13 protein-coding genes are annotated in these 13,481 nt (G+C 49.3%); 1 reads left to right on the forward strand and 12 read right to left on the reverse strand.

Annotated features, from left to right (window positions below):
* Positions 1 to 100: 100 nt before the first annotated feature.
* Complete coding sequence (recG, locus tag KCV26_02215; protein ID WZX37229.1) at positions 101 to 2,191, reverse strand: ATP-dependent DNA helicase RecG; 2,091 nt, start codon at positions 2,189 to 2,191, stop codon at positions 101 to 103.
* Positions 2,192 to 2,202: 11 nt separating this feature from the next.
* Positions 2,203 to 3,483, reverse strand: coding sequence for a serine hydroxymethyltransferase (locus KCV26_02220; GenBank protein WZX37230.1), 1,281 nt, complete (start codon positions 3,481 to 3,483; stop codon positions 2,203 to 2,205).
* Positions 3,484 to 3,708: 225 nt separating this feature from the next.
* On the opposite strand from KCV26_02220, the gene megL reads away from it, so the two are divergent.
* Positions 3,709 to 4,908, forward strand: a complete 1,200-nt coding sequence (gene megL, locus KCV26_02225) for a methionine gamma-lyase (GenBank protein WZX37231.1) — start codon at positions 3,709 to 3,711, stop codon at positions 4,906 to 4,908.
* A 1-nt stretch (position 4,909) separates the two neighbouring features.
* Here the strand turns inward: megL and KCV26_02230 are convergent, their stop codons facing one another.
* Genes KCV26_02230 through KCV26_02275 form a run of 10 tightly spaced genes read right to left on the reverse strand, consistent with a single transcriptional unit; the run spans position 4,910 to position 13,360 of the window.
* A complete protein-coding gene (locus KCV26_02230) occupies positions 4,910 to 5,455 on the reverse strand; it encodes an NAD(P)H-dependent oxidoreductase subunit E (protein WZX37232.1) in 546 nt (181 codons plus the stop codon).
* A 9-nt stretch (positions 5,456 to 5,464) separates the two neighbouring features.
* Entirely contained in the window at positions 5,465 to 7,240 is a 1,776-nt protein-coding gene (locus tag KCV26_02235; protein ID WZX37233.1) for a [FeFe] hydrogenase, group A, read from the reverse strand.
* 19 nt (positions 7,241 to 7,259) lie between these two features.
* A complete protein-coding gene (locus KCV26_02240) occupies positions 7,260 to 9,098 on the reverse strand; it encodes an NADH-quinone oxidoreductase subunit NuoF (protein WZX37234.1) in 1,839 nt (612 codons plus the stop codon).
* Between the two features lie 16 nt (positions 9,099 to 9,114).
* On the reverse strand, positions 9,115 to 9,516 hold the full coding sequence (locus KCV26_02245) for a (2Fe-2S) ferredoxin domain-containing protein (protein WZX37235.1): 402 nt from the start codon (positions 9,514 to 9,516) through the stop codon (positions 9,115 to 9,117).
* A 24-nt stretch (positions 9,517 to 9,540) separates the two neighbouring features.
* Complete coding sequence (locus tag KCV26_02250; protein WZX37236.1) at positions 9,541 to 10,107, reverse strand: sensor histidine kinase; 567 nt, start codon at positions 10,105 to 10,107, stop codon at positions 9,541 to 9,543.
* Positions 10,100 to 10,813, reverse strand: coding sequence for a PHP domain-containing protein (locus tag KCV26_02255; GenBank protein WZX37237.1), 714 nt, complete (start codon positions 10,811 to 10,813; stop codon positions 10,100 to 10,102). The genes KCV26_02250 and KCV26_02255 overlap by 8 nt, the downstream gene beginning before the upstream one ends.
* 29 nt (positions 10,814 to 10,842) lie before the next feature.
* Positions 10,843 to 11,193: a serine kinase gene (locus KCV26_02260; protein WZX37238.1), complete on the reverse strand. Its 351-nt coding sequence runs from the start codon at positions 11,191 to 11,193 to the stop codon at positions 10,843 to 10,845.
* Complete coding sequence (locus KCV26_02265; protein WZX37239.1) at positions 11,174 to 12,565, reverse strand: 4Fe-4S binding protein; 1,392 nt, start codon at positions 12,563 to 12,565, stop codon at positions 11,174 to 11,176. Before KCV26_02265 ends, KCV26_02260 begins: the two co-directional genes overlap by 20 nt.
* Before the next feature lie 41 nt (positions 12,566 to 12,606).
* Positions 12,607 to 13,017: an ATP-binding protein gene (locus KCV26_02270; GenBank protein WZX37240.1), complete on the reverse strand. Its 411-nt coding sequence runs from the start codon at positions 13,015 to 13,017 to the stop codon at positions 12,607 to 12,609.
* Position 13,018: 1 nt separating this feature from the next.
* Complete coding sequence (locus tag KCV26_02275) at positions 13,019 to 13,360, reverse strand: transcriptional regulator (protein ID WZX37241.1); 342 nt, start codon at positions 13,358 to 13,360, stop codon at positions 13,019 to 13,021.
* Positions 13,361 to 13,481 lie beyond the last annotated feature (121 nt).

The raw sequence follows: 13,481 nt of genomic DNA on the forward strand, positions 1-13,481 counted from the left end.
ATATTTATAACTTACAAAAATATAACTTATAAAAGTATAACACAAGCACAAAAAAGTGATCGAAAAATTATCCGCTTCGAAATTTGATTGAACAGGGTGTTCACCCAATCCTTCCCCAATCGTAGCGATTTCCGCTCAAACGGCTGAGTTGTTGTTTCAACACCAGATGCTCCGGCTGTGAGAGCTTGGGGTCCCGGGAGATGATGCTTTCCGCAACCTCGCGGGCGCGGAACAGGATGGCGTTATCCCGTACCAGGTCGGCTATTTTAAGGTTGAAGGGGATACCGCTTTGCTGCGTGCCTTCCAGGTCGCCCGGGCCGCGTAGTTTCAGGTCGGCTTCGGCGATAACGAATCCGTCGTTACTCTCGGTCATGATCTCCATCCGCTTACGGGTATCGGAAGAGAGCTCGTAAGGCGTGATCAGCACACAGTACGACTGGTCGGCGCCGCGCCCCACCCTGCCCCGCAACTGGTGAAGCTGCGACAAGCCGAAACGTTGTGCGCTTTCGATTACCATTACCGAAGCGTTCGGCACATTGACTCCCACCTCAATAACGGTGGTGGACACCATGATTTGTGCTTCGTTGGCCACAAACCGCTGCATCACCTCCTCTTTCTCCGCAGGTTTCATGCGTCCGTGCATTTTACAGACGGTAAATTCGGGAAAAGCTTCCCGGATATGGACAAACCCCTCTTCCAGGTTTTTCAGGTCCAGCGTCTCACTTTCCTCGATCAGGGGATAGACGATATAAGCCTGCCTTCCGGCTTTTACCTGTTCGCGGATAAACTGATAAAGCGCTCCCCGCTTCTTGTCGTACCGGTGCAGGGTCTGCACCGGTTTTCTTCCGGGAGGCAATTCATCAATCACGGAGACATCCAGATCGCCGTAGACCGTCATGGCGAGCGTACGGGGGATAGGGGTGGCCGTCATCACCAAAACGTGTGGAGGATGCTCGTTCTTCGACCAAAGTTTCGCACGCTGCGCCACGCCAAAACGATGTTGTTCGTCGATAACCACAAATCCCAGGTTGTTAAATTGCACCACATCTTCAATAAGGGCGTGGGTGCCGATAAGGATGTGTATGTCTCCCGACAACAATCCGGCATGGATGTCCGCACGTTCTTTTTTCCGGGTCGAGCCCGTCAGCAACGCCACATTCACATCCATGTCCGACAGCAGCCCGCGGAAAGTCTCGAAGTGCTGTGACGCCAAAATTTCGGTAGGGGCCATCAGGCAGGACTGGAAACCGTTATCCATCGCAATCAGCATGCACATGACCGCCACCAACGTTTTCCCGCTACCTACATCACCTTGCAAAAGACGGTTCATCTGCTTGCCCGACGCCGTATCCTTGCGGATCTCTTTGATTACCCGTTTTTGCGCGTTGGTCAGTTCAAACGGCAGGTGTTTCTCGTAAAACGAATTCAAGTACTTCCCCACCCTTTTAAAAACAAAGCCGTTGAGTTTGTCTTTCCGGTCGGCAGCATACCGGACGATGTTAAGCTGGATAAAAAACAACTCCTCAAATTTCAACCTGAACTCGGCGTCCCGCAGCAATACGGGATTCCTGGGGAAATGAATGTTCTCGACAGCGTCGTGGAACGACATGAGATGAGCCGTTTTCACCACATCGGCAGAGAGGGATTCTGGAAGCCTGCCGTTAATCATTCCAAACGCATTTTCGATGATTTTCTGAACGGCTTTCGAATTCAGGTAATGGTTTTTCATCTTCTCCGTGGTGTTGTACATCGCCATGAGGCCATCGGGCCGGTCGGCTTCGCTCAAATAGGGATCAATATCGGGGTGGGCTATGTTCCAACGGTTGTTGAAAAGCGTGGGTTTGCCGAAAACGATATACTCCTGATTGGCCTTGTACTTATTTTCCACAAACCGGATACCCTGAAACCACACCAGATCGATAAAGCCCGTACCATCGGTAAAATGCGCCACAAGCCGTTTTTTCCGTCCTTCACCGAACATTTCGAAAGCCGTTATTTTCCCTTTGAGCTGGATGTACGGCATACTACCGTCGATTTCGTGCACGTAATACATCCGGCTCCGGTCGATATACCGGTAAGGATAATAGCGTAGCAAATCGCCCAGCGTGAAAACGTCGAGTTCCTTATTTAAGATCCCCGCCCGTTTGGGGCCCACACCCGGAACAAATTTTATGTCGGTCTGAAGGATCATCTATTGCAATTCTACCACGCGAACAACGGGAATTGCTTCATGGTAGCATTCACCTTTTCACGAACCGATGCTATTGTCTTGTCGTTTTCCACGTCGGCAAGCACCGTGTCGATCATTTCCACAATATCACCCATCAGCGATTCTTTCGCTCCACGGGTCGTGATTGCCGGTGTTCCAAAACGCAATCCGGAGGTCTGGAACGGGCTGCGGCTATCGAACGGGACCATGTTTTTGTTGGTCGTGATATCGGCTTCCACAAGCACTTTCTCCGCCACTTTTCCGGTCAGAGCAGGGAACTTCGTCCGCAAATCCACCAAAACAATGTGGTTGTCCGTACCTCCCGACACCACTTTGTAACCTTTATCCGCAAATGCCTGGGCCATAACGGCTGCATTCCTTTTCACCTGTGCCTGGTAGGTTTTGAACTCGGGATCCAACGCTTCGCCAAACGACACGGCTTTGGAAGCAATGACGTGTTCCAGCGGACCTCCCTGCATTCCCGGAAAAACGGCCGAATCCAACAGTACCGACATCATTTTCACTTCTCCCTTCGGCGTTTTTAACCCCCACGGGTTCTCGAAATCCTGTCCCATTAGAATAATGCCTCCGCGCGGGCCGCGAAGCGTTTTGTGGGTAGTAGAGGTTACTATGTGCGCATATTTTAACGGGTTGTCCAGCAATCCGGCGGCGATCAGTCCGGCAGGATGCGCCATATCCACCATGAACAGGGCCTTGATTTCATCGGCGATTTTGCGGATACGGGCATAATCCCATTCACGCGAATAGGCTGATGCTCCGGCGATGATCAGTTTTGGGCGTTCGGCACGCGCAACCGATTCCAATTGGTCGTAATCCACTTGCTGATTGTCCTCCCGGACGTTGTATTCCAGTGCCTGAAACATCAAACCGGAAAAGTTTACCGGTGAACCGTGTGAAAGGTGTCCACCGTGCGAAAGGTTGAGTCCGAGGAACTTGTCTCCCGCTTTCAGGCAAGCCAGAAAAACGGCTGCATTTGCCTGCGCACCCGAGTGCGGTTGCACATTGGCCCACTCGGCATTGAACAACTTCTTCAGGCGGTCGATAGCCAATTGCTCACCTAAATCCACCACCTCGCAACCGCCGTAGTAACGCCTGCCCGGATAACCTTCGGCATACTTGTTGGTAAGGACGGACCCCATTGCCTGCATCACCTGATCACTTACGAAGTTCTCCGAAGCGATAAGTTCTATTCCCTTTAACTGACGTAATTTTTCCTGTTCGATAATTTCGAAAATCTGTGTGTCTCGTTTCATCTATTGTTGATTTATATTGTTTTAGCCGTTTTTTCCTGCAAATTTAAGCAAAATATGCGTGACATGCATACATTTGTCTGTTTTTAGCTTTTGAAACTTTTCTCCGGCAGTATCGGCATCTTGACTTAATGCTTAAACTCGGCAAAAAAATTATTGTTTCCCTCCCATCATATAATCAATTTGTTATAAATTTGTGTAATTTTGATTATTTAAATACCGTACACTATGCACAACTACCCAGTTAACCAAGCGGGATTCGCAACAAAAGCCATACACGGAGGCCGTCAAAAAAATCAGTTCGGTTCCCTTTGCGACCCTATCTATCAAACCTCGGCATTTACTTTTGAAACCGCAGAACAAGGTGGACGTCGGTTTACCCTGGAAGAAGAAGGCTATATTTACACCCGCCTAGGCAATCCTACCTGTAGCGCGGTGGAGGAAAAAGTCCGGTTACTGGAAGGCGGGGAAGCCTGTGTTTCCGCTGCTTCGGGGATGGGCGCCATCACATCGGCCATTTGGTCGTGTGTGGAACAGGGCGATCACATTATCGCCTCAAAAACGCTTTACGGATGTACTTTCGCCTACCTGAAACACGGAATCACCCGATACGGTATTGAGGTGTCGTTTGTAGATATCCGCGATCCCCGGAACATTGAATCGGTCCTGCGCCCCAACACCCGGCTCGTTTACCTGGAAACCCCGGCTAACCCGACCCTTTACATTGCGGATTTACCGTCAATAGCGGGAATAGTCCACCGGAAACCCGATTGCCTGTTGATGGTCGACAACACCTTTTCCACACCCTACATTACACGTCCGATAGAATGGGGCGCGGATGTTGTTGTTCACTCGGCAACCAAATACCTTAACGGGCACGGCGATGTCATTGCGGGTTTTGTTGTCGGAAAGAAAGAATTTATCGACAGGGTCCGGCTTGTCGGTATAAAGGACATGACGGGAGCCAGCCTGAGCCCTTTCGATGCCTTTCTGATTGCACGCGGGCTAAAAACACTTGAGATACGGATGGAGAAACACTGCGAGAACGCACAAAAGGTGGCAGAATTCCTGGAAAAGCACGCAGCCGTTGAAACGGTCCTGTTTCCAGGATTAGCATCGTTTCCGCAGGCTGAACTGGCAAAAAAGCAGATGTCGTTACCGGGGGCCATCATCTCTTTTGAAGTAAAAGGAGGGATCGAGGCCGGCAAAAAACTGCTTAACAGATTGCAGCTTTTGACCATTTCAGTAAGCCTGGGGGATGCCGAAACCCTCATTCAGCATCCGGCCAGCATGACTCACTCCGCGTATTCACCCGAAGAGAGGCTGGCCGGCGACATCAGCGACGGGCTTATCCGTCTGTCTGTAGGGCTGGAAAATGCCACAGACATCATTGCCGATTTAAAGCAGGGACTGGATGGGTTACGGTAGTTTATTTCCTGTACTCGTCCAAAATATTCTTTACCCCGTCGGGTGAAACACGTCCGTAAACCCGTTCGCCAACCAGCACTACGGGTGCTAGCCCGCACGCGCCCACACAACGCAGGCAATTGATGGAGAACTTGCCATCCGGTGTGGTTTCGCCCACCTTTATGTTCAGTTCTTTCTTAAATTCTTCGAGCACCTTTTCCGCACCACGCACGTAACAGGCTGTTCCCGTACAAACGGAGATAGGAAACTCGCCCTTGGGAATCATGGTGAAATAGGTATAGAAGGTTACCACACCATACACGTGTGCCACGGAAACTTTCAGGTTATGCGCAACCACATCCTGGACTTCTGCCGGCAGGTATCCGAATTCGTGCTGTGCTTCGTGCAAAACGTTGATCAGCTCGCCAGGATCATTATCGAACGATTCACAGATCCGGTTAATGATGTCTATCTTCTCTTGAGGCAGGTTTACCTTTACTTTCAACACGTCTCTCTCTTCAGGCATGTATTTAAATACTGCCGGTGCTATATCTGTTTTCTGGCTCATATACTTTCTTTAATGATTGTTCAACGAAATGGTTACCTCATTGCTCTTCGGAAAATATTCCGTATGGAGCAGGCTGTGGGCCCTGTGGCTACCCGGCTCGCCCAAAAACTCGTTATAGAGCTTGATGATCGATGGGTTCTCATGCGATTTACGGATGGCCTTGCGGTGATCTTCCGTATACAGGGCTGCGGTGCGTTTCACCAGTATCTCTTCCTTCAGGTGTGTGTAAGGCTGTCCACCTCCACTGATGCATCCTCCGGGGCAAGCCATGATTTCAATGGCATGATACTGCGATTTTCCGGCACGGACCTCGTCCAGTAACTTACGGGCATTACCCAATCCGTGCGCGATTCCGATATTCAGTTTCAATCCGTCGAAATCCACTGTTGCGGAACGAATACCTTCCATACCGCGCAATTCATGAAACTCCACCTTATCGAGGGTTTTGCCCGTGTAGAGTTCGTAAGCCGTGCGACAGGCGGCCTCGATAACGCCTCCGGTGTTTCCGAAAATAACACCTGCACCCGACGATTCGCCGAGAGGGTCGTCGAACTCCTCATCGGGCAACCCCAGGAAGTCGATGTTTGCCTGCTTGATGAAAGCAGCCAGTTCACGCGTGGAAATGGAATAATCCACATCGGGATTGCCGTCCACCTTGAATTCGTCGCGCTGGCATTCGTACTTCTTGGCCAGGCAAGGCATAATGGAAACCACGATCAGGTCTTCACGGCTCACACCGATCTTTTCGGCAAAATAGGATTTAGCAATTGCACCAAACATTTGCTGCGGCGACTTTGCCGTTGATGGTACATCCAACAGATCGGGAAAATTGTGTTCAAAGAAATTCACCCAACCCGGACAGCAGGATGTCAGCAACGGAATCCGGACGTTGGAATCTCCGGCCAAATGTCCTTTGAGGCGGTTCAGCAATTCCGTTCCCTCTTCCATGATGGTGAGGTCGGCACTGAAATCGGTATCGAAAACGTAATCGAAACCGAGCCGGCGAAGTGCCGCCACCAGCTTCCCGGTGACCAGCGTTCCCGGCTCCAGTCCGAAATCTTCTCCCAGCGCTGCGCGTACGGCCGGTGCGGTTTGCACCACCACCGTTTTCTTCGGATTCGATAACGCACGAAGCACCTCGTTGCTGTGGTCTACCTCGGTAAGCGCTCCCGTCGGGCAAACCGAGACACACTGCCCGCAATAGGTACAGGGAGACTTTTCGAGGTTCATTTCGAAAGCAGGAGCCACCACTGCCATAAATCCGCGATTGACCGCCGAAAGGGCACCGACGGTTTGCACTTCGTTACAAACCATTTCGCAGCGGCGGCACAATATACATTTATCCACATCGCGAATGATGGAAGGGGAGGTATCTTTTCTGTAGTGCGACTGTTCGCCGCCGTAGGGCATGCTCCGGATGCCAAACTGTGTAGCCAGGTGCTGCAGTTCGCATTGTCCCGATTTCGCACACACGAGACAATCGAAGGGATGGTCTGAGATGATCAGCTTCAACACGGTTTTTCGTGCGTTTAGCACGCGGATGTTGTGCGTGTTTATGACCATTCCGTTCTGCGCCTCGGTCACACACGATGGAGCAAGGTTCCTGCGTCCTTCCACTTCCACCACACATATGCGGCATCCCCCGGGTTTGTTTTCTATACCCATGTCGCACATTTCAAAGTGGCACAGCGTCGGAATTTCGATACCTGCTTGCCGGGCAGCTTTTAAAATGGTGGTTCCCGGTTCCACCGTTATTCTTTTGTTGTCTATGGTGAGTTCTATCATATTTTTAGTTTTTTAGGTGTTAGATGTCGGCAGTGTCGGGCACCGAAGTGCCAATCTTGTAATCCGATTTCAGGCTTATGGCATCGAATTGGCATTTCTCCATACAGGCACCGCACTTGATGCATTTATCCTGATGAATAAAGTGGGTCTGTTTCTTGGCTCCGGTGATGGCATTAACGGGGCAAGACCGCACACAAGCCATGCAGCCGACGCAGTTCTCATCATCAATGACATAATAAAGCAGGTTCCTGCATTTGCCCGACCGGCATTTTTTATCGAAGACGTGTTCTCTGTACTCTTCCTGAAAATTATTCAGCGTCGACAGTACCGGATTGGGGGATGTTTGTCCCAGCCCGCACAACGAAGTGTCTTTAATCACGCTGGAAAGGTTTTCGAGTTTTTCCAAATCTTCCCCGGTTCCTTTTCCGTCGCAGATCCGCTCCAGCGTTTCGTATAAGCGTTTGTTACCGATACGGCAGGGAGCGCACTTTCCGCACGACTCTTCCACAATAAAGTCGAGGTAGAATTTCGCAACGGAAACCATGCAATCGTCTTCGTCGAGCACGATCATGCCACCCGACCCCATCATGGAACCGGCAGCCGTAAGGCTTTCGTAATCGATGGGCGTATCCAGGTGTTTTTCCGTCAAGCAACCGCCTGAGGGCCCCCCGGTCTGCACGGCTTTGAATTTTTTACCGCCTTTAATGCCTCCGCCAATCTCGTAAATAATTTCACGGAGCGTAATTCCCATCGGCACTTCAATCAGTCCGACGTTATTGATCTTTCCGGCAAGGGCAAACACTTTTGTTCCTTTCGACTTTTCGGTTCCGATGGAAGAAAACCATTCGGCTCCTTTTAACAGGATAACCGGAATATTGGCAAACGTCTCCACGTTGTTCACGTTGGTAGGTTTTCCCAAATATCCTTTTTGCGCTGGGAATGGAGGCTTATTGGATGGCTCCCCGCGTTTCCCTTCCATCGAGTGGATGAGTGAGGTTTCTTCCCCACAAACAAATGCACCTGCGCCGTAGCGAAGGTTTATATCGAAACTGAAGCCGGTTCCGAAAATATTTTCACCCAACAAGCCGTATTCACGTGCTTGTTTTATCGCAATCTTCAGGCGCTTGATAGCCAACGGATATTCCGCCCGGATATAGATCAGTCCTCTTGTTGCACCGATACAATATCCGCAGATGGCCATAGCTTCAAGAACACTGTGAGGGTCACCCTCGAGGATCGAACGGTCCATAAAAGCACCGGGATCACCTTCGTCAGCATTACACACCACGTATTTCTGGTCTGCATCGTTCCTGCTGGCAATTTCCCATTTTATGCCGGTCGGGAAACCGGCACCTCCCCGCCCGCGTAGCCCTGATCTTTTAATGATATCAATAGTTTCCTGGGGGGTAAGTTCGGTCAACGCCCTTCCAAGAGCTTGATAAGCATCGCGTGCAATGGATTCGTCTATATTTTCCGGGTCAATGGTACCGCAATTCCGCAGTGCGATACGAAGCTGTTTTTTATAAAACCCCATGTGTTTTGAATCCAGAATATGTTCTTCGGTTTCCGGATCCAGATAGAGCAACCGGTGGATACTGCGTCCTTTAATAATGTGCTCATCAATAATTTCACGGATATCTTCGGGTTTTACCTGTGTATAAAAGGTATTATCGGGAAGTATCTTCACAATGGGGCCTTTCTCACAAAACCCAAAACATCCGGTTTTAATGACCTGAACCTCATCTTTCAACCCTTTCCAGTCCAGTTCATCCTGCAGCATTTCGTAGATCAGTCCACTTTGTGACGACTGACAACCTGTTCCTGCACAAACGAGTATGTGTATTTTGTACTGACTCATAGGTAATTATTTTCGGTTAATCTGTGTTTGTTATGGTGTTGTAGTTCTGCGGTATAATTCCGTCTACCAACTCACCTTGTTTGATATAACGTTCGATGATCTCATCCGCTTTAGCGGGGTCGACATACCCAAATACGATCGGGTCTTTTCCGGGAATAGTGATCTCCACGGTAGGCTCCGCGAAGCAATAACCCATGCAGCCGGTTTGCGTCACAACGGCTCCTATGCCGCGTTTAGGCAATTCGCGAACGAAAAAATCCATCACATTTTTGGCCCCCGACGCAATACCGCAGGTGGCCATCGCCACTTTCACCTGCACTTGCGACCCGGGATTTTCGGCCTTATCCCTCAGGTCGATCTGGGTTTTGACTTCCTCCTGTTTGCGTTTCAGGTCAGCCAATGTTTTAATTCCTGCCATAATAGTAAGTTTAAATTAAATTATTCAACACAAGTAACTCTCCGTGTTTCTGTTCTTGTATAACTCTTTCAGGTTTTCATGAATATATTCTTTTACAGCCGGAGCCATTTCGTTTTTCGAAAATTCCGTGATCCCCTGCTCGGTCCATTCCCCGGTATCAAGTGAAAATTCATTTTCGTCCATCTTGTACCGGAAGCTGAAACGAATACCGGGATTGGCGACCAGCAACAACACCAGGTATCCGGCCAGGTCACCCAGCGGGAGGCAATCGGGATTATCGGTTCTGTAAACCGCTTCAATCCGGGTTCCCACCCCTGGGCTCGATACTACTTTCAAAGAGCCTCCTGCCTGTTCGCTCGACATTTTCAGGAACGGCACTCCCAGGCCTACCCTTCGAGTGGTTCGCGTGGTAAAGAACGGATCCTCCAGCTTCTCTACCGTTTCGGGGGTCATCCCCGAACCGTTGTCATTTACCGAAAACGTAAGTGTGGCATCCCGACTGTATTCCAGGAATCCGATATCGATCTTTGTCGCGTTTGCCCGAACAGCGTTCTGGACGATATCCATCATATGCATGGCCAGGTCAACCATAAAACGCTTTCTTAAAACTTTCCCAGTCCGGCCTTTCCAGGTAGAAATCGGTATACACGCTGGCAATATGGCTCAGAAAGTGCGCATCGGAACTTCGCAGGATTTTCTTCGCTACAAGCTCGGGATGCAGTCTCAGAAAATCTTCGGGATGTATCCTTTTAGAAATCTCCAAGGCATCATAATGCAAATCGACAGGAATAAATCCCAGCTGGCCGTAAATGCCGTTTTTCATGCGATCGATGTGTGCCGGGACAAAAACACCTCCCAGTGAATGTACTTTTTGCTGCACACCTTCAATATCGTCCCGAATTCCCGTATAGAGCGACCTCTTCTCTTCGTATACAATCACATTGTCCTTATCCACTGCTACCTGGTAACCAAAAAGTTCAGGATTATTCTTGATGTCCGGAATTTTCTCGTCCAAATACTGTTGGAATCTGTCTAGTGCTTTCAGGTCGGGAAAGTAGCACAAGCAATGCACCTCTTCCTGCGTATTTACTTCGCACCCGGGGATAACAAACAGGCTGAACTCTTTCCCTATTTCGAGACAAGGCCTCACGTTCCGGGTGGAATTATGATCGGTCACGGCAATAATGTCCAACCCTTTCTCCCGGGCAGTCTGCACAATACTGCCGGGACTCATCTCCAAGTCTCCACAGGGAGAGAGGCAAGTGTGAATGTGCAGGTCGGCCTTGAAATGTTTCATTGCGGTCTGGACTCTGTCAGCGCAGCGGCCTAACATCTGCCGGCTAAATAATTATATAATTTCCCGACTGTTTCAAATGCCGGCAGGTTAGATGCCAGCACTACCACCTCTTCATTTTCCGCCTGCTCCAGCAATTCTTTTTCCACTGGACGCTCATTCACGATAACAATCGCACTCAACTCCTTGAGCGAGGCCACCGCTACTATATTCTTGTGAACTTGCGAGGTCACCCAAATCATTCCGGCCCGGGCTTTTCCCATCACATCGCTCAGCAAATCGGAAACATAAGCCGATTGGGGAATTCTGTCCAGCAACGTTTTGCCGGACAAACATTCGAAATCCAACTCCTTTGTCAGTTTATTAAGATTCGGTTTTTCCATTCTGAAGTTGATATTTTTTGAGCCGATCCTTGCCCCATATCTTTTCGATGACGTGAAAAGCTTGATCGGGACTCAGGTTATAATTTTTCTCCATCACACGCTGTACAAAAACGCAGTACGAAATGGTCGCTTTTTCCTTAACGATGTCTTCCGCCAGGCTACGACAGGTGGGTGCACCGCAGGCACCACAATCGAATCCGGGAAGATAGGAGTTAAGCTTCTTGATGCGATCCATTTTCTGAAGTGCCTTTTCCATATCTTCATCGAGCAGCAGTCCGTCGCGCGGATAAACCGGGTCGGTCGTAGACACCTGATGCAATTCTTCGGCGTAATCCATCAGGTCGTTCTTGCCCGGTTTATTCACTTCCGTCAAGTGAACCAGCTTCTTCTCCCGCTGTTCCAATCGTTCAACCGTCAGGAAACGGTTGCCGGGACAAAGAATACCACCTGCACAACCCTGATCGCAAGCGCGCATTTCAAGAAAATCCACTCCGGTAACCCTGCCCGACTCCAGCCTGTCTAAGAATTCCATGGCGTTGTCCATTCCGTCAATAGCCAGGGCACGGCCCCGGAAGTATTGTTTCTCGGTTCCCGACAAAGACCAGTTCACGGAGTCGGGACTCATGTTGGCAAACTGTTTCGACAACCGGGCCTCTTTTTTTTCCATCAACGTTTTTGAAACCAGGTTGTATACCTCTTTCATATCTATGGCGCCGTCAATAGCGGAAACTTTTTCGCCTACCGGAGCCCTTGCAGCGACAATTTTCGCAGCACATGGCGTCACGTAGCAGATAAAAATGTTCCGCGGATCTATTCCGGCTTTTTCTTTTGACTTGCGAACATAGAGCGCGGCTATGTCGTGAGGTGCTTTTATTTTCAGTATTTGCCCGGTAAGCGACGGGTAATGAACCTGAATAAGCCTGACAATCGCAGGACAAAACGAACTGATGACCGGCCGGACTACATTCTCCGCTTCGCCGGCAAACCTCGCGTATTCTTTTTTCATAAAATCCACTGCCTGCTCCACCTCCAGTACCTCATCGAAGCCAATTAGTCTGACCGCTTCCATAATCTCGGAAGCCGTGTGTTCCGACGGGAACTGGCCGATAAAAACCGAAGGAACCAGCGCAACACGGTAAGCGTCGTGCCTTATAACCGACAAGCCATCATCCTTAACATAAATCGCCCTTACAGGGCAGACACGATAGCATTCGCCGCAATCCACACAACGTTCAGACATAATGCCGGCATGTCCTTCTACGATACGGATGGCCTGGGTAGGACAAACCTGCATACAGTGTGAGCAACCGATACATTTGTCGGTATCGATCTGAATGGCGTGTGTGTAATCCCGGTCCTTCATATTTTTCATTGACTTCAGATTGCAGACCGCTTTGCTGTCTGATATCTATTTCAAAACTTCACTGTCATCTCCAACGTAGTCCCCTTGCCTGGAACCGATGTGAGGTGCATTTCATCGGTATTCCGCTTTATATTGGGCAATCCCATTCCTGCACCGAATCCCATTTGGCGGACTTCCTCCGATGCTGTGGAAAAACCTTCCTGCATGGCCCTTTCAATATTTTCAATGCCGGGGCCTTCATCCTCCAGCAGAATTTTTATTTTCTGAGCATCCAGGTCAACCCTCATTACTCCCTTGTAAGCATGTGCCACCACATTTACTTCGGCTTCGTACAATGCAACGGCAATCCTGCGGACGACCTGGGGGTCAATATTCAGTTGCTTGAGTATTTTTTTTATGTCCGAGCTCGCTTTTCCGGCTGAACTAAAATCCCCACCCTGTATATCGTACTCGAATTGCATATCAAAAGATGGGCTTTATCCCGTTGCTGTACAATCTGCCCGAAACTTCAAAAAGCGTAAGCGGTGTTGTGATAAGCGAAATATTGTTTTCAGCAGCAAGTGTTATCATTTCATCGGTTACTTTTTTATCGCGGGCAAAAATAATACACTCAATGTTCGACATCTCGGCTGTCCGTAATGTCTGAACCGTAGATAAACCGGTAATGAGTATCGTCTTTTCCATATTAAAGCGCAACACATCACTCATCAGGTCCGACGCAAAAGCATATGTAAATTCTTGTGACGTGCTGCATTCCTGGCAAATGGTACCTTTCACCAATTCGTTTACCGTGTATAAATTCATAGGATTAAACTTTAAAAACTCCTGTCATTTTGCTCAGAGCACACATCAGATCACCTCTGTTTTTGGTAGAAAAAAGATTATTTTGTCAAATAGAAACTTGCAGCAATAATTATCGTCAATT

The sequence above is a fragment of the Petrimonas sulfuriphila genome (genome assembly GCA_038561985.1).
GTDB classification, from domain to species: Bacteria; Bacteroidota; Bacteroidia; order Bacteroidales; family Dysgonomonadaceae; genus Petrimonas; species Petrimonas sulfuriphila.